The organism is Marinobacter sp. 2_MG-2023 (assembly GCF_030546935.1).
Classification (GTDB): Bacteria; Pseudomonadota; Gammaproteobacteria; order Pseudomonadales; family Oleiphilaceae; genus Marinobacter.
In genome coordinates this window covers 113318-134199 of record NZ_JAUOPH010000002.1, presented here as the reverse complement: position 1 = coordinate 134199, position 20882 = coordinate 113318, and the positions used below count along the sequence as shown (strand labels likewise).

Here is a 20882-nt window from a genome sequence, read left to right as displayed (position 1 = left end):
ATGCGCCTGCCTCTGGTTACCGGTGCCTTATTTGCACTATTGGCCGTCATGTCCGGTGCCTTTGGGGCCCACGGGTTGCGACATGTTGTTAGTGAGCGCAGCCTTGAGGTGTTCCAGACAGCGGTTACCTATCAGATGTATCACGCCATCGCACTGGTGCTGGTCGCCCTGTTGTCCGGGCTTGGTCTTTCGCGTCGATTGCTGGGGCTTTCGGTCGGGTTCTTTTTTGCTGGCATCATACTGTTCAGTGGCAGTCTTTATGTACTGGTGCTGACCGACCTACGCTGGGTCGGCATGATCACGCCCGTTGGTGGCGTATGTTTCCTGGCCGGCTGGACGTTGATACTAACAGCTGGAATACGCGGGCAAGCGAACAGAGACAGGGGTTAGGAGAGATATGCAGGTACAAGTTAATGGTGAAGCCATGGAGCTTCCCGAAGGCGCCACGGTAGGAGCACTGGTGGAAAAAATGAGCCTCGTGGGCAAACGGCTGGCGGTGGAGGTAAACGAAGACATAGTACCTCGGAGCCAGCACACTGAATTTGCACTGAATAACGGCGATCGCGTTGAAGTGGTACACGCGATCGGAGGTGGCTGAAGCCCCTCATGGCCAAGTGAAAACCTCATCCCGAAACGTCTATCAATAATTTACATCACTAGGTTTTACCAACCCGGAATTACTATGACCGACAAGCCAGAGATCCAGTTGCCCGAAGACAAACCTCTTGAAATCGCAGGCCGCACATACCAGTCACGGCTATTGGTTGGAACGGGCAAGTACCAAGATCTGACGGAAACCGGCCGCGCGATTGAAATGAGCGGCGCTGAAATGGTGACTGTCGCCGTTCGCCGTACCAACCTCGGGCAAAACCCCGACGAGCCAAACCTTCTGGATGTGATCTCCCCGGAACGCTACACCATTCTGCCTAATACGGCCGGCTGCTATACCGCTAAAGATGCTGTGCGAACCTGCAAGCTGGCGCGTGAGCTGCTTGACGGCCGCGATCTGGTCAAACTGGAGGTGTTGGGTGAACACAAAACCCTGTACCCGAACATGCCGGAAACCCTGGTGGCCGCTGAAGAACTGATCAAAGACGGTTTCAAGGTTATGGTCTATTGTTCCGACGATCCCCTGCTGGCGATGCGTCTTGAGGAAATGGGCTGCATCGCGATTATGCCACTGGGTGCCCCGATTGGCTCCGGCCTGGGTATCCAGAATCGCTACAATATCCGCCTGATCGTCGAAAACGCCAAGGTGCCCGTACTGGTGGATGCTGGCGTTGGCACGGCTTCCGATGCCACCATCGCCATGGAACTCGGCTGCGATGGCGTACTTATGAACACCGCCATTGCCCAGGCAAAAGACCCGATTAAAATGGCCAACGCCATGCGCCTGGCCATTGAAGCCGGGCGCGAGGCCTATCTGGCGGGGCGGATGCCCAAAAAGCTATACGCTAGTGCATCGTCGCCTCTCGATGGCACTTTCTTCTGATTCAAATTCTGATTAAGAGCGCTGCAGTATGGCCACAATGAATCAGAAGCCCAGTCGCCGGGAGGCGATTCTCCATGCCCTTCTGGAACTCCTGGAAAAGGATCCGGGGGCCAGAATTACCACCTCGGTTCTCGCCAAATCCGTTGGCGTGACCGAAGCGGCGCTGTATCGCCACTTCCCCAGCAAGCGGAAAATGTTCGAGGCGCTTCTGGAATTCGCAGAAAATGCTGTGTTCTCTCGCTGTCAGGTAATCCTGCAGGAACAAGAGGACGTGCGGGTTCGTTTGCAGCAGTTAGTGCACCTTGTACTGGTTTTCGCTGAGCGCAATCCGGGGTTGTGTTGTGTTCTCACCGGCGATGCTCTTGTCGGCGAAAACGACGCCTTACGCAAACGTGCTTCCCAGTTCTTCGAGCGCCTGGAAACCCAGGTGCGGCAAACCCTGAAAGAAGGCGAGATTCGCCAGGGCTTGCGGCCACGCACCAGCGCTACCCGGGGCGCAGATTTTGTTCTGGTGTTCATGGAAGGTCGGATTCAGCGGTTTGTCCGCTCATCTTTTACTCGAGCGCCTTCAGTCGACTTTGACGAGAGCTGGGGTCTGGTTGCTGAGGCGCTTTGGGACTGACTCCGAGTTTTCTTCCAGTAGCCTGCTGGTTTTGGGGTGGCGCAGTCAGGAAGGCCCTGCCCCGGAACCGCTACAAGCACGTCCGTGTGCGCTTGGCTCCGGCCATCCATGGCCTCCGACATTCCGGGACAGGGCCTTCCTGACTGCTCAATCGAACCAATGCGAAATCTTAGAGAGGGTTGCGTGACTTTCTTCAGGTCTCAGCAGCTAAAGGCACTTTAGAGAAAGACGAAAAGAAGCCCGATATATCTGGGTTATTTGATAGAGGTTGGTGGGGTCGGTTTGCACAGAATGTTGGAGGCCAAGGATGGCCGGAAACAAGCGCACATGGATGTGCTCGTAGCGGTTCTGTGCAGACCGACCCCACCAACCGCCCGCACCAAAATTAGCAGGCTACCGGAAGCCTTCCCCTAGCTCACTCATACCCAGAAGCAGACCGAAGAATCTGACGAATGGGTTCCCAGATAGCAGGCGCCGAAATCAGGATGTCGCGACCCCAAAGATCCTCAGGGTAACCCTCAGGAACTTCGCTGAAATGGCCGGCTGTGGCACCAGCTTCCAGGGCGATCAAACGGGCGGCCGCGAAATCCCAGGGGCTGACGTTTTCGTAGTAGATGTCCAGTCGGCCGCAGGCTACCCAGCAGATATCCAGAGCAGCGGAACCGATGCGGCGTAAGTCGCGGCATTGGTGAATCATAGCGTCCAACCGGCTCACCAAAGGCGCTAGATTATCTTTGGTGTAAGGGAACCCGGTTGCAAACAGCGAGTCTCTAGGCACCGTGGCGCCGCTATGGTTAATAGGCTTGCCATTGAGTGTGGCGCCGTCGCCTCGGGTAGCACGGAAGGTTTCGCCGGGGAAGGGCGCGTGCACCACGCCTGCTTGCACACGGCCGTTTTCGGCATAGGCAATGGATACCGCAACCTGCGGGTGGCCGTAGGCGTAGTTTACCGTGCCATCAATAGGGTCAACGATCCACAGAGGGGTTTCGAGTTCCTCAGCCTGGCTGAGGTCCGGCATGCTTTCTTCAGACAGAATGCGGTGGTCGGGGAAGCGCTTCTGGATGGCGCTGGTGATGAACTCATCGGCCATGATATCTGCGTGAGTAACCAGCTCGGCCTCGTATTTGTAATCAGTACGGAGAGTGCTGTTATCACGCTCACGGCGAATCAGCTTTCCGGCCTCCAGGGCCAGGTCTTCTGCGAAATCCGTAATGTCCTGCAGGGAAACAGAATCAAACATGACGCCCCCGTTTTAATCTCTGAAGAGTGAGGGCGCCAGTCTATCACGGCTTGATCAGAGGCTGTTCAGCCAGGCTTCCATCTTGTCCATGGCTTTCACCAGGCGGGGGCATGCCTTGTCGACAAAGTCATCGGCAAGCTCCTGATCGGCATAGTCTCCGCCGGCCAGTTGCAGGGACTCGGCGCCGTCGAAGTCTACGAATGCCAGGCGCGCACCAAGGTGATCCGGCACAAAGCCGAAGTCACTGGCTGGCAGAATGGCTACACCGGTGTTTTCCAGTAACGCCTGGCAAAACGCCTGGCTGGTTTTGATGTCTTTTTCTGCAAGCTTGTCCCGGAAGCTGTCGAAATTCGGGAACAGATAGAATGCGCCCTCGGGCTTTCGTACTGAAGCTCCCATATCACTGAGGCGTCGGTGCATGTACTCACCAATCACCTTCAACACACGGCGAGACTGTTTTAAATACTCTTCTATGTCATCGCCACCGTTAAATGCAGTGATCGCAGCGTGTTGTATGGGGGCGCTGGTAGCCGTGTAGGTTTCACTGGCGATAATCGCCATGGCGTCTTGCAGCGGGCGTAATTCACTCGGGAAGATGAAGGTGCCCACACGCCAGCCACCGGCACCGGCCCACTTGCTGAGCCCGGTACTGATAATGGTACCTTCCGGGTAGTAGCGAGCAATGGATTTATGTTTGCCCTCAAAGTTCACTTCGCCGTAAATCTCGTCAGACAGCAGGATGATCCTGTATTTGCGAGCCACATTCGCAATGGCCAGCAACTGATCGTCTGTGTAGGTGCAACCGGTGGGGTTGGAGGGGTAGTTCAAAATCAGGATGCGCGGGCGGGAAACGTCGTCCCGACAAACGATGTCCAGTTCCTCAGCGGTCAGTTGCCAGTTGTTCTCTGCGTGGGTGGGTATCCAGTGCACCGAGCGGCCGATAATGCGGGCCTGTGGCGCATAGGAAACCCAGCTTGGGCGGGGGATCAGCAGATCGCCGTAGTAGGCTAGCTGTAAGATGAACAACAGCTCTTTGGAACCAGGGCCAATCAGCACATCTTCCCAGGTACAACGCATGCGTTCACTGCGGTTGATGTAACCGGCGATGGATTCTCGCAGCTCTTTCAGGCCTTTGACTGGCAGGTAATCCTTTTCGTGAGCGTGCTCTTTAAGCGCATCTACAACACGTTCGGGAACCGGGAAGGGCGATTGCCCCAGCCCGAGTTTGATGATGTCCTTACCCTCAGACTTGAGCTGGTTGCTTAATTCATTGATACGCAAGGTGGCCGAGGGCTGAATGCCGCGAACGTTCAGGTTGATTGCATAGCGTTGGTCGTTTTGGATAATCATTGTCCCGGTCTGTAGGTTGAGAGTGGCCCCGGTAGTATATGAAACCCAAACATATCTGTGAGCGTTGTGCGGATAGGTGATTGCCGTTACAGGGGCACCCTTAGCTGTCGCGAACCCAGACTTCTACCCGGCCGTTGCGTTGCTGGCCGGTTTCCCCTCCATAGGTGCCGACCGGCATGTCGTGGCCGTAACCTGTGTGGCTGACCTTATGAATGTTGAGGTCAGACAAAGCCTTGCGTACGGAAAGGGCTCTTAGTTCCGAGATCATTTGTGCCCTTAATTCGTCAGTTTGTTGGTCGGCGAAGCCGATCAGCAGGAGGTCGTCGGCAGTGCGGTTTTCCCTGTTGAGGAATTCAGCCAGTCGCTTCAAATCCCTTTGCGCCTTGTTGTCCAGCCTGGTGCGCCCCTCTGAGAACCGGAAATTGACGGTCAGGCGGCTGTAGTTTTGGGTCAGGAGCCTGAAAGTGGCTGGGACGCTATCGCCCAGATCGGGTTTAACGGCGAGTGGGTTCTGGGAAACAAATCCGGATTCAGAGACGATAGCCTGGCCTTCTGCGCCCAATACGAAGTCCACAAAGTCTTTCGCAAGGGTGGCAGTTGCACCACCGGAGGTGTACATGAACAGTCGCCTGGAAAGTGGGTAATCTTCACTGGCTACCGTCAGTCTGGAAGGTTTTAGTGCAGGCGCTTCGCCATCTGCGATTGCCAGCAGCTTGCTCTTGCGCACTGAGGCCAGTCCTGAGAAGCCAATGCCTCCCTGGTCAACACTGACACTGTCAGAAAGTTGGTCGTTTGATTCATAGCGCCTGGCGGACGGGTGCAGCGGGTACTGCTTGCCCAGAACCAGGCTCTTGAAGGTGTCCCAGGTACCTGAGCGATCATCCCGCGCATACAGGTTAATGGGTTGGTCAGCACCGCCGATCTCCGACCAGTTACTGATCTCACCTGAAAATATCCTGGCTAGAGTATCGGTATCCAGCTGGTTGATTGGATTCGATGGGTGAACCAGCACCGCGAGGCCGTCAATGGCAATAACATGCTCACTTTCGAGACCTTTCAGATCGGCATGCACGGACATGCGCTGCACCTCAGCCGGTTTGACGGGGCGGGAGGAGGCCCATACATCAGCAGTTTGGGCTTCCAACGCCCTGAACCCGGTGCTGGAACCATGGGCAGCAACCAGAACCCGAAGAGGAGAGCCGTTCTTATCCCCGATCAGGACTTTCTCGTTGTCCTTTCCGTTGCCAAGAATTCGGACAGGTCCCTGCTCGTTGCTGTTCAGGAAACCCTCTACAAGCATGGGTGCGAGTTTTGCGCCAATTGTATTGGATCCGTGAATCTCCATGTCTTCGGCGTAGCCTGAAGGTGCACTGAAAACCGAAAACAGGCAGAGCACACCCAGCAGGGCGCTCTGCAGTTGGAGTGGGCGGAACTTTAGCATTAGAAAACCTCAGGACAACAGTAAGTTAGCGTTGCGGGGAGAATGAGGCAGAATTATTACAGTAGTGTTACAGAGATGCTTCAATGGCTGTGGGTAATCATTGTGAACGGAGGGCGTCGTTCCGGGGGATCAGGAGAAACGATGAGGCTCCAGTTCCATATGCAGTATTCGCTGGCCAAGCATGATCACTCGACCGCTGTAGCGCTCTTCTCCTGTTGATGTGAAATCAAACATGAATCGGCGCCACACGCGGATCTGGCCCTGGTCGTCGCGTTTGAACCAAATGCCGCGCAGATAAATGGCGTCGTCCAATAGCATAACGTCCATGGTTTTACAGTAACGGCGGGCGGCTTCCAACACAGAGTCTTTGATGGCTTTCGCGCGCCACCAATACCAAATAGCAAAGGTTGCGACAAACAGCCAGAACAGGGTTCCCAGAGTCATGATAACAACACGATAGCGGCAATCTTCCGAATGAAATAGCGGGACAGAGCGCCAGACTACCTTATTGTAAGGTTTCGGGGAATCGCTATGGGTCCTCCTGTGTTCAGGCCGGATTTGGTATGTTTAGGCGGGCAGAGAGCATTTTCAGGAAGTGACTGGTGAGCAGCTGGGCCTGATCCACGCTGTGCCCGAGATCTTCTGACTCCTTGCGGGCACTTTCGCCGCTTCGGACAGACTCATCCCCCAGGGCAAGCAATCGCTCTACTTGTTGCTGCACCTGAAGGCTGAGGGCGGATTGCTCTTCTGTAGCGCCAGCCACTTCGTGGGTGCAGTTGGTAATGATCCCGATGTCTTTGAGCGTCGATATAAGAGCTTTGCTGGCTTCACCTCCCATAAAGGTGGTTTGCTTGCAGGCGCTGGCACCCTGTTCGATAACGTCAACAACACAGCGGGTTTCGCTTTGCAGGGCGCTGATTATTTCCTCGATTTTACGGGTTGATTCGTGGGTGCGCTTTGCCAGCCCCCGGACTTCATCAGCGACAACGGCAAATCCGCGGCCAGCATCACCCGCCCGCGCAGCCTCAATGGCTGCGTTCAGTGCGAGCAAGTTGGTCTGCTCCGCAATATCGGAAATTACGTCCAGCACCAGACCGATCGCGTCACTCTTTTCTGAAAGAGCGGTTATTCTCTCGTTGGCGGCAAATAGCTGGTTTTCGAGACCGGACAAGTCGTCATTCATGATCTGCATTTGCTGTTGGCAGTGTTCAGCGGATTTCGTGGCATCCACGGTTGCTTCATGGGTCCGGCTTGTAAGCTCATCCACGCCTTTGACGCTGCGCGAGAGTTCATCGAAGGCCTGGGTGATGCTCTGGATGTCTTCGCGCTGGCTGCGAATGCTGGCAACTGAATTTGATACCCATTCGATCGTGCGTTGCTTGTTACCATGCAGTTCACCGACATTGGTGTGCATTCTGGCCGATACCGCGCGCAGAACGGCGTTGCGCTTTTGTCGGTCGAATTCTATCCACGCACATTCATCGTGCCGGCCGGTATAGATCCAGGGCATCGCCGGGTGGGCATCGCCACAAACTGCGCGCGCGCTCCGAACCATCGGGCGAGTCATTAAGTGCAGAGACAAAAACGTAACCAGTAAACCCCCTTGCAGGAGGGCCAGGCTTTGCAGGCTCAAAGTGCTTGTGCCCAGAGCCAGGAGGCATGCGGCAAAGGCTAAGTACAGGCAGAGCAGTTTCCAGGGCAGGGCGGGGCTGACAGCGAGAAACCGGCGTGAAATGGTGCCACGATTCCATGCAGCGTAAGCCATTTCCGCCCTCTTGATCTGGGCGGGATCAGGGAGTACGCGAACAGACTGATATTCAACGACGCGACCGTTATTAAAAATCGGGGTAACAAAAGCGTCTACCCAGTAATGGTCACCGTTCTTGCACCGGTTCTTGACCATCCCGCGCCAGGAATCCCCACTTTTTATCGTTTGCCAAAGATCTGCGAATGCTCCGGGTGGCATGTCCGGGTGTCGTATAAAGTTATGGTCCTGACCAATCAGTTCCTCTTTGGTGTAACCAGACACTTCCGAGAAGGCTTCGTTCGCTGCGGTAATCTTGCCTTGCAGATCTGTGGTGGTAATAAGGTTGAAATCGTCGGGATAGGTCTTTTCTTTCTGTGTGACCGGTTCGTTTCTACGCATACCAAATCCTGCCTTTCTCTTATTGTTTTTTTGCGCAGGCATGTACTGGCGCACATGCGCAGTCGAGATTGATCAGTTTGCGATGAAAAGTACTTTGGTTAATATCCATATAATGCAAATTATGAACTTGTGTTCAGTTTTAGTTACTATTGGTCTGAAACGTTCATATTTTGCGTAATGTGGATAGTCGTGGGCGGGTTTCCCTCTAAGCTGACGGTGAGTATGTGAGGGTCGCGGGCTGGACTAGCGGGAGCAGATTAGTCATGCAGTTTGAGCAACAACACGATTTCAGGGCTTTGGTAGACCAATACCCACGAGCCATCATGATTGCTACCAAAGAACCCAGAATTACCTATGTAAACCGCATGTTCCGCTTCGTGACCGGCTACCAATCTAATGAAGTTATGGGCGAGTCACCTTCGGTTTTGAGTGCGGGGTTACATGCACCGGAATTCTACCAGGCTATGTGGCGGTCTCTCGCTGGAGACGGGCGCTGGGAGGGGTTGGTCTGGAACCGAAAAAAAAGCGGTGAAATATACCCGCAGTGGCTCAGCATTTATCCGATGGAGTATGAAGGGCGCCAGGCCTATGTCGGCATGTTTATGGATATGGGCGAGAGAGCTGGCGCGGATGAGCGACTGGCCTCGCTTGCATATTACGACCCCCTTACCGAATTACCCAACCGGTCGTTGTTTCAGGAGTTTCTGGAAGCTCGCGTAAGCCAGCACTCCCGGGGAGAGGTTGGCTTCGCGGTCTTGTTTATTGATCTGGATTTTTTCAAGTCAGTCAATGATCTGCATGGGCATGACTGTGGTGACGGTGTATTAAAACAGGCAGCCATGTGTATTCAGAGTGTGGTGCGCGAGGGGGACGTTGTAGCGCGACTGTCAGGTGATGAATTCGCTGTTATTGTTGAATTGGCGGGTCATGATGACTTGAATGAGGTTTGTCAGCGCATGAACCAGGCTTTGCGGGCTCCGATGATCGTTGCCCACAGAGAGTATTTTCTCTCAGCGTCCATAGGAGCGTCTGTATATCCCGCTCATGGGGAAAGTGGTGCGGAGCTTTTGCAGAAGGCCGATCGAGCTATGTATGCGGCAAAGCTGGCAGGTCGGGCCTGCTACCGTGTATATAGCGAAGCGGACGACGAGCAGGGGCGGCGTGAGCAGCAGCTTGCTGAAGCCCTGACTACATCGCTGAAAACCTCGCAGGATGAATTCCATGTGGTTTATCAGCCCCAGTATGACCTTGAAACAGGTCGGGCTGTGGGAATGGAAGCTTTGTTACGCTGGCACCACCCTGAATTCGGCTCAGTCTCACCCGCCGATTTTGTGCCTCTTGCAGAGCGCCGGGGGCAGATCCATGAAATGACTCAGCGTTTGGTGCGCGGAATACTGGCAGATTTAAGAGATGCTCCCTCGAGCTTGCCGGGCGAGTTCCGGTTGGCGATTAATATATCCGCCCGTCAGATTACGGATGCCCGCCTGGGCCCCGCTATAAGCCCCTTGTTCTCCCGTATCCGCGAGTTAGGCTGGCTCCTGGAAATTGAAATCACTGAAACGCATATCATGCACTTGTCCAGCCAGTGCCTGGATACGCTCAGGGCGTTCCAGAATCAGGGGGTGGTGATAGCCATCGATGACTTTGGAACTGGCTACTCTTCTCTGGCTTATTTGCAGAATTTGCCGGTACAGGTGCTCAAGATAGATCGACAGTTCATCGGAGGCCTGGGTAAGGAAAATCGTGACTCGCGAATTGTGGCGGCCATTCTGGGGATTGCGGAGGCCTTGGAGTTGGAAGTGGTGGCTGAAGGTATTGAAACTGACGCTCAGTATCAGGAGCTTCGCGAATTGGAGTGTCAGCGTGGGCAAGGGTTTCTGATGGCGAGACCGCAGCCTTGGCAGCAGGCAAGAATGACCATTATTGATCTATATCAATAAATACTGAAATTGAGGCTCGCCTTTCGGGTGATTTGCAAGATACGGCCAAGGTGATGAGGGCTATTGTTCTAGATTGTTGCAATTAAAGTGTAGAAAAAAAGCGCAGCACACCTTCGATAACCTCAGATTTGCCGTACTTATGAGAAAACCAATAATAAGGCCTGAGATGGACGCGTATCTTTGTCTCAGCAGGGCGCGATGCGATACCTGGTGCCGGGCCATAGGCGTGGCGTCCGGACTTTCAATTACAGAGTGCCGATCTCACCATAATACTGGCCCAATGGGTGGCAATACCGGTCCAATGGGCGGGCTGGCTGAGCTTGCTACCGCGTCGGGCAGCACGGTCTGTCTTCAAACAAATCAATATAGGGAGTTAGGGAACTGCCAGTTGCGTGGCGGCTCGTTGCTGTTATTTTCACCGGACAGCGAGGTATCAATGGCCCCGTCCGGTGAAGCCTGGCAGTCGTTGGAGGTGCCAACCTGGGTTTGCCCGAAGAAGGTGTTTGACCTCAAGCTCGCAGAGAGTAGCCAGCTTTTTATCATGAAGCCGGCGCACCAGTACTCTGCTGTGATGCCATCGACAGGCACCCATCAACTGCTGGCCATAGCGCCCTTGTTAAAGCGTTACCTCGAAAACATCAAATTCTATGTTGATCATGCACATGCGAAAGCGCTTACTCGCGAGCTGTTTAGCCAGTTGGCAAAGTGCCAGGCTGGCGGTCAGTTGGCGGATGTTCCGGGCGCGGAGCCGACGGATTGGCGTCTGTTGCGGACGATTGAAAAGATTGAGCAGAACCCATCATGGGAATTTAACCTGCAGGAACTCGCCAGTTATTCGGGTGCGAGTGAACGTAATCTTTATTACCTCATGAAGCACAACACGGGGATGACGCCCTACCGGTTTTACCAGCGTCAGCGCCTTATTCGGGTGCGGCGTCGCCTGGTGGACTGCCAGATCGGTGAGCCCCACATCTCACGCCATGCAGCGGATGAAGGGTTTTCCCATCTGGGCCGTTTTTCTGCGTTATATCGTGAGCACTTTGGCGAGTTACCCAGCAAGACAGTTCGGGGCCGCCAGCGTTTTTGCAGTTCAGAAGTTGAGGCCTGCGAAGAGGTGGAGCAGGGTTGAGAGTTAATAAAAAGCCCGGCTGGCCTTGAGGCTAGCCGGGCTTTTACGTCTCGCGCTGATCAGCTATGAACGGGTCGGCGCCGTTTCAGGAAGAGTGTTTTTATCTTCCTGTTCCTCGTTGTGATCGCGAGCCAGCAAAATGTAGAACGCTGGGAGTACGAAAACAGTGAACAAAGTACCAATGCCCAAGCCGGCACTGATGGTCAACCCGATGGCAAAGCGGCTTTCTGCGCCCGGGCCAGCTGCGAGGAGCAGCGGCACCATGGCAAAAATCAGCGCCAGAGATGTCATGATGATCGGGCGAAGACGGATAGCCGCCGCTTCAATAACCGCATCTACTTTATTCAGTCCTTTTTCCTTCTGGAGCTGGTTGGCAAACTCCACGATGAGTATGCCGTTCTTTGACACCACCCCGATGAGGGTGATCAGACCTACCTGGGTATAAATGTTCATCGTTGCGAAGCCAAGTACGATAAACGCCATGGCACCGGCCACTGACATAGGCACGGATACGAGAATGATGAACGGATCGCGCCAGCTTTCGAACTGAGCCGCGAGCACCAGATAGATAACCAGCAGAGACAGGAAGAAGGTTACAACCAGTGCACTGCCCTGGTTTGCCAACTGTCTGCTCTGCCCGGTGTAATCATAAGTGAAGCCCTGCGGGAATATTTCGTCTGCTGTCTGTTGCACGAATTCCATGGCCGTACCTGCGGCCACGCCCGGCATCACCACTCCCTGCAGCGTCAAAGAGTTTTGCTGGTTGAATTGTGTTCGGTTTGAAGGCTCTACGTCGTGGGTAAAGCTTACAACGCTGCTCAAAGGTACAAGCGTGCCTGAGCCCGAGCGGATGTAGTAATCATTCAGCGCCTGCTCATCCAGACGAAATTGTTGGTCTACCTGAGGGATTACCTGATAGGACCTGCCTTCCATGCTGAAGCGGTTAATGTATCCGCCGCCAAGCATACTGGATATCGACTGCCCCACGTCCTGCATGGAGAGGCCCAGATCTGCAACCCGGTCACGATCGACGTTGATACGTGTCACCGGGCGGTCGAAGTTGATGGACTTTTGCAGGAACATGAAGTTGCCGCTGCCCATGGCTTTACCCAGCAATTCGTCAGCCACTTGATCAAGCTGTTCGTAGCTGTTGCCCGTCGTGATAACAAACTGGAACGGCAGACCGCCGCCAGAGCCCGGGAGTGCCGGTTGCGGGAAGACCGCTGTTTGCAGGCCCGTGACCTGTTTGAGCTCGGCGTCGAGCTGGGGTTGAACCTCGAACTGGCTAATTTCCCGCTTGCTCCAGGGCTCCATTTTGAAACCACCGAATACCGCATTGGGAGCCGTGATACCAACGATCATGAAGTCCTCTGCGTAGCCGGGTACTGTGGCCAAGCGCTGCTGAACCTCCTCTCCATGCTCCAGAAGATAATCCAGAGTGGATGTCTGTGGTCCCAGGCCCTGATAGAACAGAATGCCCTGATCTTCAGTGGGTGCCAGCTCGTTCTGGCTCATCATTGCCATGAAATAGATAGAGCCCAATACAACCAGAGCAAAAAATACCACTACGGATTTGGTTTGCATCAGGGAACCGAGCGCGGTTTTATAACCTGAAGAGATGCCGTTGAACACGCGCTCTACAAGGCCCTCGAATTTTCCCGGATCGCCATGCGGCTTCAGGACCTTTGCGGACAGCATTGGAGAAAGTGTCAGTGCAACGATACCCGAAATTACCACCGTACCTGCCAGCGTGAATGCGAACTCGGTAAACAGAGAGCCCACCAGGCCGCCCATAAAGCCGATGGGGGCATAAACTGCAACCAGGGTCGTGGTCATGGCTATGATGGGCACAGCCATTTCCCGTGCGCCATGAAGCGCCGCGTCAAACCGTGACTCACCTTCTTCAATATGCCGGTGTACGTTTTCCACCATGATGATGGCGTCGTCTACCACCAGCCCAATGGCCAGAACCATGGATAGCAACGTCAGCAGGTTCAGGGAGAAACCGAACATCAGCATGAAAAAGGCACCGCCAATAAGGGACAGCGGAACCGCTACAGAAGGGACGATGGATGCCCGGATGGATCCCAGGCACAAAAATACCACCACGAGTACGATACCCATGGCTTCAATAAGGGTTCGGATAACTTCGTTTATAGAGTCATCAATAAAGTCTGAAGCATCGTAGGCAAGCCTTACGTTCAGGTCGCTCGGCAGTTGGCTTTCGATCTCCGGCAGGTCACCTTTTACCAGGCCTGCCACAGTGAGCGGGTTGGCGCCGGGCGCCAGTTCTATCGCCACATAAGTTGCAGGCTGGCCCTTGTAGAGCGCCAGGGCGCTATAGGTCTCTGAACCTAGCTCAACCCGGGCAATGTCCTGGAGTCGAATTTGGGTTCCATTGGCCTGTTTGACTACCAGATTGCGGAACTCGTCCGGGTCCGCCACATCGGTATCGCTGGTCATGCTGACTTCGGTATAGGTGCCTTTGGTATTACCTACGGCGGCCTGATAGTTGTTGGCACGCAGTTTGGCCACAACTTCCGTGGGTGTCATGTCAACGGCAGCCAGGCGTTCCGGGTCGAGCCAGACACGCAGGGCAAACTTACGGCCAAGCAGTTGTGCTTTACCAACGCCGGGCAGCGCCTGAATTCTTGGTTGCACAACTCGGGTCAGGTAATCGGTAATCTGCGGAACGGCCATTTCTGAACTGTAGAAGGCGATGTACATCAATGCCGTTGAGTCGCCTGTGCTCGAAGTGATAACCGGGTCCTGGGCGTCGGCAGGAAGAACGTTACGCTGGCTGGCGACTTTTGCCTGTATTTCGGCCAGGGCGGCGTTGGCGTCGTAGTTCAGTACCATTTTGGCTTCAATGGTCGACGTGCCCTGTGAACTCGTAGAGGTCAGGTAATCGATGCCGCTGGCCTCTGCAATAGCCTGCTGCAGTGGGGTCGTGATAAAGCCTTTGATCAGGTCCGAACTGGCGCCCGGATAGGCCGTTGTGACCGTAACCGTGGTGCTCTCGAGCTCCGGATATTGCCGGATCTCCATCTCCATGGCAGCTCGGGCACCGAGCAGCAGGATAAGCAGGCTGACAACCGTCGCCAGTACGGGACGATGGATGAAAATGTCGGTGAATCGCATTACTCAGATGCCTCCTGCGGCTGCTCTTCTTCATCCTGAATCTCGACCTTTTGACCGGCACGGAGTCTCAGCAATCCTTTGGACACGACAGTCTCGTCTGCTTCAAGGCCGGAAAGAATGGCAACCCGCGTGTCGCGGGTCTGGCCTGCAGTGATTGAGCGGCGATTAACAATCAGTGCACCTTCATCGTTCTCTTCAACGGCAAAGACGAAATCGCCATAAGTATTGTAGGAAATGGCGGTGCGGGGCACGGTAACAACCTCGTTGTCCTCTGGCTGCCTGGTGAGTATGGTTGCAAACATGCCCGGACGCAGGAGGCCTTCGGGATTATCCAGAGTCGCACGAACGCGGACGGTGCGGGTTTCGGGGTTTACGGAGGTGTTAATGGCACTGACCTTGCCTTCGAACTCCTGGCCCGGCACAGCTGCCACGGTAGCAACAACTGCATAGTCTCGGGCAACATCCGGCAGGTTCTTCTCGGACAAGGTGTAGTCCACATAGATCGGGTCGAGCATGTTGATCTCAACGATCGGTGTGCCGGTGGCAATGTATTCGCCTTGGTCTACCATTCGAATACCGAGGGTGCCGTCGAACGGAGCACGGATTACTTTCTTGCTCAATTGCGCTTCTGATTCATTCACACGCGCACGTGCGGCGTCGAAATTCGCTTTGGATTCGTCATACTGGGACTGGGATACAGCACGTTTCGGGAGCAGATCTGATATGCGCTTGAATTCCTGCTCTGCCAGTTGCGATTCCGCACGGCGGGTACGTAGGGCCGCATCTTCGATTGCGGTGTCCAGGCGTATAAGAATGTCGCCTTGCTTGACGGAGTCACCGGATTCAAAGTTAATGCTTTTAATAACGCCCGGAACTTCGTTGGCTACCTCGATACCGTTAATGGCCGTGATGCTGCCCACAGCCTTGACGGAAGGTGTCCAACTTTCTGTTTGTGCTTTGGTGGCGGATATTTGCGCAGGCGGTTGGGGCTGGGACATTTGTTCTCCCATCTTCCCGAATTGGTAAAACTTATAGCCGAAGATGCCGCCAAGCACGACGCCAAGAAAAACGATTGCGATCAGGAAGCGGGAAGCAGTGCGCATAGTTCAGGTCCTGGAATGCTCTAACTTGTCCGGGTTTTGCGTCGAGCGGAAAGGGAAGTGGCCTCTCCGGGTCGGTGCACAACAGCAGACTGTATGGATGCGGAAATATTGATTAACGACAAAGAATAGCATCCTACAAAATCCGATGTGCATTTGTCACCGGTTTGTAGGTATTTGTCTTTAGCATTGTCGTCATTTTAGGTGACAGAATTACGATTTTACCTCACTAAAGGATCAATCATGCAGTGGATATTGGGAATCGCCCTGGCGGCAGCCGTCTTTGTGATTCTGAAACAATGGGGCGGATTATCTGCAGAGAAAAAGAAAGCCGCCACCTGGAAGCTTGTACTGGTTGTTGGGGGAGCTTTCCTTGCGTTCATGGTTCTTACCGGCCGGGTGCACGTGTTGACGGCTGCAGTCGCAGCGTTAATTCCACTGTTGCGTAAACTGCCAGAGCTTGTTCGGTTTATACCTGCATTGAATCGCTTTTTTTCGGGCACGAGGGATGCTGGCAATGGGCACGGGTCGAGCGGGGGGCAGGCGGGACCCTTGCCGAGTAATGCAATGTCTGAGCGTGAGGCGTGCGAAATACTGGGTGTCAGTGCGGCTTGCACAAAAGACGACGTCGTTATGGCTCACCGGCGGCTGATGCAGAAAATGCACCCCGACCGTGGTGGAAGTGATTACCTTGCCGCAAAGATCAACGAAGCCAAAAGTGTATTGCTGCGCAACAGGGTCTAGGCCTCAGTGAATAACGTCGACCTTAACTTCGAAGCTCCGGTTGTCTGACTTGCTGCTGTTAACGCTGTAAGCAATACCTGATTGTCTGCTGGTCGATTCGGTTGAAGTGCTGCCAAGAGATACCCATTGGCCAGGCTCCACTCTGCGAATCGTGACGACGGCCTGGGTTTCGTACCCTTTCAGCTCCGCAGGATCTGCTTCAAAAGACATAACGTTCAACTCTACTGCGCGGTCGGAAATCACATGAGGACTGACAACGAATCCACTGCGTGTTTCTACTTGCTCAAAGATGGCCGCCGGGTTTTTACCTCCCTGCACCGCAAAGGGTAGGGTGCGCACCTGGCCTGACGTGATATGGGCTGACTGCCCATCCATAACCATCAGGCTTCGCTCCCGGGAGCCTCCAGTGCTGGTAACCCTGCGCTCTACGGTAACGCCAATTTCGTTTCGTGTTGTAGTGACTCCACCGCCAGAGCGTTTGCCGCCGATATCTTCTGTAGAGCGCACTGTGATTCGGAGCTGCGCGGGCGCTACATCGAGGGTTTCGATTAACGTACCGATTTCATCCAGCAGCTGTTCATTGCCCCGAACTACAAGCTGTTGCCCGCGAGCGGTGAGGGAGATCGGCTCGTCCTGATACAGCTCCCGCACCTGACTGGCCACATCTGCTCCAGGCCGGTTATTGAGCTGGTAGGCTCGAGACTCAGCGTAAGCTGACCCAGCACCTGATATGGTTGTAAGCGTGAGAACGAAGAAGAACAGGAAGGTGTAATTCCGTAGGTTCAATGTCATTGCTGGCTCCCAGTTTCCCGAAAAAATCCGGTTTTTCTGCTAAAAAGACCGGTTACGGGTTGCCAAGTTGAAAACCCGGGGTATATATTGATAAGCATGAAGACGACACAAGCGATCTGTCAATTGAATGTTCTGCAAGCTTTCGGCCAGAAGCCGGTGGCGGCAGTCGCTGCTGTGTTTTTTTGGTGGCTTGGTTATGGCTTTTATTTTAGCCAGATCCAGGGCCGCCCATAGCATCTTCTTCAAACGTACAATGAGGATGGCAGCCCGGGAAACCCAGGCTGCCGTCGGACTCAAAAAGCCCCGACTGGTAGCCCAGCCGGGGCTTTTTTGATTCTGACGCAGGGAAACAGGAACACAGATATGAACATGCCTTTGGAAACCGCCGGGGAAGGTCGGGCAATGAGCTCCACAGTAACGCATCGGCACGAAACCGCACTGCCAACGCCTTCTGAGCTGCGGCAGCGATTACCCATCGACGAGCGGCTTGCTCGGCAAGTCGACAGGCACCGGCAAGCTGTGCGGGACGTTTTGCATGGCAAAGACGACCGCACGTTAATCGTGGTCGGGCCTTGCTCAATCCACGACGAGGTAGCAGCACTGGAGTATGGCAAAAAGCTAAAAGTGCTGGCGGATGCGGTCAGCGATCGGTTTTTGATTGTCATGCGAGCCTACCTCGAAAAACCGAGAACAACCGTAGGCTGGAAGGGGTTGTTATACGACCCTGAGCGCACCGGTGCCGGTGATCTCAACGAAGGTTTGTTACGTTCACGCCGATTGCTGCTGAATCTGGCCGAGATGGGTTTACCGCTCGCAACTGAAGCACTTAGCCCCTTTGCTATGGATTATCTTGGAGATCTTGTGAGCTGGACAGCGATTGGTGCGCGGACTACCGAATCGCAGATTCATCGTGAGATGGTAAGCGGCCTGCCTATGCCGGCCGGGTTCAAAAATGGCACCGACGGGGGAATCAGCGTTGCTATTAACGCCATGAAGTCGGGGTCCCACCCACATCATCATCTGGGCGTTTCCGCCAATGGCGCGCCGGTCATGGTGAGTACCCGGGGTAATCCAGACACTCATCTGGTGCTGCGTGGTGGACGGGGTATCACCAATTACGATGAAGTGAGCATTCAACACGCCGCGCAAAGCCTTTCAGGCGCGGGCCTGTGCGCCGCTATCATGGTCGATTGCAGCCATGACAATGCTTGCAAGCAGGCTGAGCGGCAGATTGACGTTGCCCGTGAAGTGATGCGCCAAAAGCGCGCTGGTAGCAACAGTATTCGCGGCCTCATGCTGGAGAGCTTCCTCGAAGCTGGCCGGCAGGATGACGGTGATGATCTGCGTTATGGCTGCTCTATTACTGATCCATGCCTGTGCTGGGATCAGACGGAAGCTCTGCTCCGCTCACTGTAGAGAACAGGAGTTGGCCGGCCAGCAGCAGGAGAATTCCGCCCATTAACCGGTCCAGCCAGTGTCCGAAGCGGTTGAATCCTCTGCGCACAGCAGGCAGCGTGAAAAAAACGGCCACCAGAGTGAACCAGAACGCAGTCGCCAGAGCCATGTATACGCCGTAGCCTGCTTGAACTGCTACAGGGGTTCCGGGACTGATAATGACGGAAAACAAGGAAACGAAGAACAACGTGGCCTTGGGGTTAAGAGCGTTGGTAAGAAAGCCCAGGCGCAAGGCGGCAAAACCGGATTGGGGAGAGCCTGTTTCCGTGTCCACATAAACGCCACCGGCTCTGGCCTTCAGGCATTGCACGGCAATCCAGGTCAGGTATAGCGCGCCGGCAACCTTGAGTATGGTAAAGAGCATGATTGACTGCTGGATTACTAGGCCGATGCCTAGGAGCGAGTAGCTCACGTGCACCAGAATACCTGCGCCAATACCAGCTGACGTGAGCAAGGCGTTTTTTCGGCTCTGACATAATGCTTGCCGGAGCATCACGGCAAAGTCTGGCCCGGGGCTCGCAACAGCCAGTAAATGTACCAGTGCCACGGTGAAGAATTCCGGCCAGTAACTGTTCATACGTTACGTTCTCTCAAAACTTGGATTCTGTTGACGTCGGGATTAAGGGTAAAGGCTTATGGTCAGGGATCCTGAGATTGTCAGAATCAGTACAGGCCTGTCAGCATAAACCCCGGTGAGGTTTTTTTCACGTACCGCGCAAAACAATCCCGTCTTCTATACTGACGTACCTATTATTGAACTTATCATCTAGGTTCCCGGCTTTTTTGGGGTACCGTTCTGGAGGCAAGTTATGGAAAAACGCGAAGTGGATGTGGCGATTATCGGCGCAGGAACATCGGGAATGGTAGCCTATCAGCGGGTACGAAAGGTCACGGACAAGGTGGTGCTGATTGAAGGCGATCAATACGGTACTACCTGTGCAAGAGTGGGCTGCATGCCAAGCAAGCTCCTGATCGCCGCAGCTGACAGTGCATACGAGATGGCCCACGGAGAGCTGTTCGGGGTCGCCGCCGGCGAGATTTCGGTGGATGGCAAGAAGGTGATGGCCAGGGTGCGCTCAGAGCGAGACCGGTTTGTCGGCTCGGTGATACGTTCGGTAGAGAAATTCCCCGAAGAACACCGTATCAAAGGCAGTGCCCGCTTCGCTGGTCCAAATCGCTTGATCGTCGGCAACGAAACTGAAGTTTATGCACAGCGGATTATCATCGCGACCGGCTCCCGTCCCAACATTCCAGGCTTTCTGAAAGAAGCGAAAGACCGCTTGGTCGTCAATGACGATATTTTTGAATGGCAGGATCTGCCGGAGTCGGTGGTGGTATTCGGTCCAGGAGTGATCGGGCTTGAGTTAGGCCAGGCGCTCAGCCGGCTCGGTGTTCGGGTAAGAATGTTTGGCGTAGGTGGTGCTGTCGGTCCGATCCGCGATGGGAATATTCGCAAATACGCGCTCCGGCAATTCAATAAAGAATTTCCGCTGGACCCCGACGGCGATGTGAAACGGGTTGAGCGGGTTGATGGCGGCGTCGCCGTAACCTTTACAGATGGCAACGGGGGTGAGAAAACCGAAACCTTCGACTACCTGTTGGCGGCAACCGGGCGCCGGCCAAACGTTGATGGCCTGGATATCCAGAACGCAGACATTGAACTGGACAGCAAAGGCCTGCCGTTGTTCGATGCCTATACACTGCGCTGTGGTCAGAGCCACATCTTTATTGCCGGCGACGCCAACAACGAGTTGCCGCTCCTGCACGAAGCCGCAGATGAGGGGCGGATTGCGGGAAATAATGCAGCCTCTTATCCGGACGTTCGTGCCGGTTTAAGGCGCACGCCTCTTGCCGTTGTGTTTACTGACCCGCAGATTGCGACAGTAGGTCTCACCATTGATGAAGTTGATAAACGTTGCGCAGGATGTTTTGCGGTAGGTGAGGTGTCGTTTGAAAATCAGGGCCGAAGCCGGGTGATTGGTAAAAATATCGGTTTGTTGAGAGTGTATGGTGAACACGGTAGTGGATTGTTTATGGGCGCTGAGATGTTTGGCCCAGCGGCAGAGCACATTGCTCACTTGCTGGCCTGGTCTGCGCAACGCCGGCTTACCGTTAGCGAGATGCTGGAAATGCCGTTTTATCATCCCGTTATTGAAGAAGGCGTAAGGTCGGCCCTGAAAGACCTAAACCGCAACCTTAATATTGGTCCCGGGCCAGAGGAAGGCTGCACAGACTGTGGGCCCGGGGTGTAATGGCGGCTTTCAGGTCAGGCATAAATCTCTACTATGGC

Annotated in this window: 18 protein-coding genes; 9 read left to right on the top strand and 9 right to left on the bottom strand. The window is 54.5% G+C overall.

From position 1 onward, the window contains the following. The 4 genes from Q4501_RS04450 to slmA all read left to right on the top strand — a co-directional run bounded on the left by Q4501_RS04450 (nt 1) and on the right by slmA (nt 2114). Entirely contained in the window at nt 1–390 is a 390-nt protein-coding gene (locus Q4501_RS04450; protein WP_303595458.1) for a DUF423 domain-containing protein, read from the top strand. A gap of 7 nt (nt 391–397) precedes the next feature. Then, a complete protein-coding gene (gene thiS, locus Q4501_RS04445) occupies nt 398–598 on the top strand; it encodes a sulfur carrier protein ThiS (RefSeq protein WP_303594559.1) in 201 nt (66 codons plus the stop codon). Between the two features lie 84 nt (nt 599–682). After that, the gene (locus Q4501_RS04440; RefSeq protein WP_303594557.1) at nt 683–1492 is read left to right on the top strand and encodes a thiazole synthase; all 810 of its coding nucleotides are present in this window, start codon (nt 683–685) and stop codon (nt 1490–1492) included. A gap of 28 nt (nt 1493–1520) precedes the next feature. Continuing rightward, nucleotides 1521–2114 carry a nucleoid occlusion factor SlmA gene (gene slmA, locus Q4501_RS04435; RefSeq protein ID WP_303594555.1) on the top strand — a complete coding sequence of 198 codons (594 nt, stop codon included), beginning with the start codon at nt 1521–1523 and terminating at the stop codon, nt 2112–2114. 415 nt (nt 2115–2529) lie between these two features. On the opposite strand, the gene Q4501_RS04430 is transcribed toward slmA, so the two are convergent. From Q4501_RS04430 to Q4501_RS04410, 5 genes are all read right to left on the bottom strand, one after another. Then, complete coding sequence (locus Q4501_RS04430) at nt 2530–3354, bottom strand: inositol monophosphatase family protein (protein WP_303594553.1); 825 nt, start codon at nt 3352–3354, stop codon at nt 2530–2532. A 54-nt stretch (nt 3355–3408) separates the two neighbouring features. Next, nucleotides 3409–4704 (bottom strand): pyridoxal phosphate-dependent aminotransferase, encoded by a 1296-nt coding sequence (locus Q4501_RS04425; protein WP_303594551.1) that lies wholly within the window; start codon nt 4702–4704, stop codon nt 3409–3411. A 100-nt stretch (nt 4705–4804) separates the two neighbouring features. Further along, the gene (locus Q4501_RS04420) at nt 4805–6145 is read right to left on the bottom strand and encodes a substrate-binding domain-containing protein (RefSeq protein ID WP_303594549.1); all 1341 of its coding nucleotides are present in this window, start codon (nt 6143–6145) and stop codon (nt 4805–4807) included. A gap of 129 nt (nt 6146–6274) precedes the next feature. Beyond that, nucleotides 6275–6589 carry a DUF3301 domain-containing protein gene (locus tag Q4501_RS04415; protein WP_303594547.1) on the bottom strand — a complete coding sequence of 105 codons (315 nt, stop codon included), beginning with the start codon at nt 6587–6589 and terminating at the stop codon, nt 6275–6277. A 103-nt stretch (nt 6590–6692) separates the two neighbouring features. Beyond that, nucleotides 6693–8291: a methyl-accepting chemotaxis protein gene (locus Q4501_RS04410; protein WP_303594545.1), complete on the bottom strand. Its 1599-nt coding sequence runs from the start codon at nt 8289–8291 to the stop codon at nt 6693–6695. Nucleotides 8292–8554: 263 nt separating this feature from the next. Between Q4501_RS04410 and Q4501_RS04405 the strand changes: the two genes are divergently transcribed. Both Q4501_RS04405 and Q4501_RS04400 read left to right on the top strand, forming a co-directional pair. After that, nucleotides 8555–10231 (top strand): bifunctional diguanylate cyclase/phosphodiesterase, encoded by a 1677-nt coding sequence (locus Q4501_RS04405; RefSeq protein WP_303594543.1) that lies wholly within the window; start codon nt 8555–8557, stop codon nt 10229–10231. Nucleotides 10232–10667: 436 nt separating this feature from the next. Further along, the gene (locus Q4501_RS04400; RefSeq protein ID WP_303594542.1) at nt 10668–11360 is read left to right on the top strand and encodes a helix-turn-helix domain-containing protein; all 693 of its coding nucleotides are present in this window, start codon (nt 10668–10670) and stop codon (nt 11358–11360) included. 63 nt (nt 11361–11423) lie between these two features. Here Q4501_RS04400 and Q4501_RS04395 read toward each other — a convergent pair whose 3' ends face one another. Then, entirely contained in the window at nt 11424–14501 is a 3078-nt protein-coding gene (locus Q4501_RS04395) for an efflux RND transporter permease subunit (protein WP_303594541.1), read from the bottom strand. Beyond that, entirely contained in the window at nt 14501–15604 is a 1104-nt protein-coding gene (locus Q4501_RS04390; RefSeq protein WP_303594538.1) for an efflux RND transporter periplasmic adaptor subunit, read from the bottom strand. The genes Q4501_RS04395 and Q4501_RS04390 overlap by 1 nt, the downstream gene beginning before the upstream one ends. A gap of 240 nt (nt 15605–15844) precedes the next feature. On the opposite strand from Q4501_RS04390, the gene Q4501_RS04385 reads away from it, so the two are divergent. Then, a complete protein-coding gene (locus Q4501_RS04385; protein ID WP_303594536.1) occupies nt 15845–16345 on the top strand; it encodes a molecular chaperone DnaJ in 501 nt (166 codons plus the stop codon). A gap of 3 nt (nt 16346–16348) precedes the next feature. On the opposite strand, the gene Q4501_RS04380 is transcribed toward Q4501_RS04385, so the two are convergent. Continuing rightward, nucleotides 16349–17137 carry a secretin N-terminal domain-containing protein gene (locus Q4501_RS04380; RefSeq protein ID WP_303594534.1) on the bottom strand — a complete coding sequence of 263 codons (789 nt, stop codon included), beginning with the start codon at nt 17135–17137 and terminating at the stop codon, nt 16349–16351. A 363-nt stretch (nt 17138–17500) separates the two neighbouring features. Between Q4501_RS04380 and Q4501_RS04375 the strand changes: the two genes are divergently transcribed. After that, a complete protein-coding gene (locus Q4501_RS04375) occupies nt 17501–18553 on the top strand; it encodes a 3-deoxy-7-phosphoheptulonate synthase (RefSeq protein ID WP_303594532.1) in 1053 nt (350 codons plus the stop codon). On the opposite strand, the gene Q4501_RS04370 is transcribed toward Q4501_RS04375, so the two are convergent. Next, nucleotides 18498–19169, bottom strand: a complete 672-nt coding sequence (locus Q4501_RS04370; RefSeq protein ID WP_303594530.1) for a LysE family translocator — start codon at nt 19167–19169, stop codon at nt 18498–18500. The two genes, Q4501_RS04375 and Q4501_RS04370, sit on opposite strands and share 56 nt — an antisense overlap. 232 nt (nt 19170–19401) lie before the next feature. Here Q4501_RS04370 and Q4501_RS04365 point away from each other — a divergent pair, with 232 nt between their 5' ends. After that, nucleotides 19402–20844: a dihydrolipoyl dehydrogenase gene (locus Q4501_RS04365; RefSeq protein ID WP_303594528.1), complete on the top strand. Its 1443-nt coding sequence runs from the start codon at nt 19402–19404 to the stop codon at nt 20842–20844. Nucleotides 20845–20882 lie beyond the last annotated feature (38 nt).

Coding starts and splice junctions, on each gene's coding strand:
- Q4501_RS04415 (WP_303594547.1), bottom strand. CDS start 6,589: ATGACTCTGGGAACCCTGTTCTGGCTGTTTGTCGCAACCTTTGCTATT.
- Q4501_RS04405 (WP_303594543.1), top strand. CDS start 8,555: ATGCAGTTTGAGCAACAACACGATTTCAGGGCTTTGGTAGACCAATAC.
- Q4501_RS04425 (WP_303594551.1), bottom strand. CDS start 4,704: ATGATTATCCAAAACGACCAACGCTATGCAATCAACCTGAACGTTCGC.
- Q4501_RS04365 (WP_303594528.1), top strand. CDS start 19,402: ATGGAAAAACGCGAAGTGGATGTGGCGATTATCGGCGCAGGAACATCG.
- Q4501_RS04450 (WP_303595458.1), top strand. CDS start 1: ATGCGCCTGCCTCTGGTTACCGGTGCCTTATTTGCACTATTGGCCGTC.
- Q4501_RS04430 (WP_303594553.1), bottom strand. CDS start 3,354: ATGTTTGATTCTGTTTCCCTGCAGGACATTACGGATTTCGCAGAAGAC.
- Q4501_RS04390 (WP_303594538.1), bottom strand. CDS start 15,604: ATGCGCACTGCTTCCCGCTTCCTGATCGCAATCGTTTTTCTTGGCGTC.
- Q4501_RS04395 (WP_303594541.1), bottom strand. CDS start 14,501: ATGCGATTCACCGACATTTTCATCCATCGTCCCGTACTGGCGACGGTT.
- Q4501_RS04370 (WP_303594530.1), bottom strand. CDS start 19,169: ATGAACAGTTACTGGCCGGAATTCTTCACCGTGGCACTGGTACATTTA.
- Q4501_RS04440 (WP_303594557.1), top strand. CDS start 683: ATGACCGACAAGCCAGAGATCCAGTTGCCCGAAGACAAACCTCTTGAA.
- Q4501_RS04410 (WP_303594545.1), bottom strand. CDS start 8,291: ATGCGTAGAAACGAACCGGTCACACAGAAAGAAAAGACCTATCCCGAC.
- Q4501_RS04385 (WP_303594536.1), top strand. CDS start 15,845: ATGCAGTGGATATTGGGAATCGCCCTGGCGGCAGCCGTCTTTGTGATT.
- slmA (WP_303594555.1), top strand. CDS start 1,521: ATGGCCACAATGAATCAGAAGCCCAGTCGCCGGGAGGCGATTCTCCAT.
- thiS (WP_303594559.1), top strand. CDS start 398: ATGCAGGTACAAGTTAATGGTGAAGCCATGGAGCTTCCCGAAGGCGCC.
- Q4501_RS04375 (WP_303594532.1), top strand. CDS start 17,501: ATGAACATGCCTTTGGAAACCGCCGGGGAAGGTCGGGCAATGAGCTCC.
- Q4501_RS04400 (WP_303594542.1), top strand. CDS start 10,668: ATGGCCCCGTCCGGTGAAGCCTGGCAGTCGTTGGAGGTGCCAACCTGG.
- Q4501_RS04380 (WP_303594534.1), bottom strand. CDS start 17,137: ATGACATTGAACCTACGGAATTACACCTTCCTGTTCTTCTTCGTTCTC.
- Q4501_RS04420 (WP_303594549.1), bottom strand. CDS start 6,145: ATGCTAAAGTTCCGCCCACTCCAACTGCAGAGCGCCCTGCTGGGTGTG.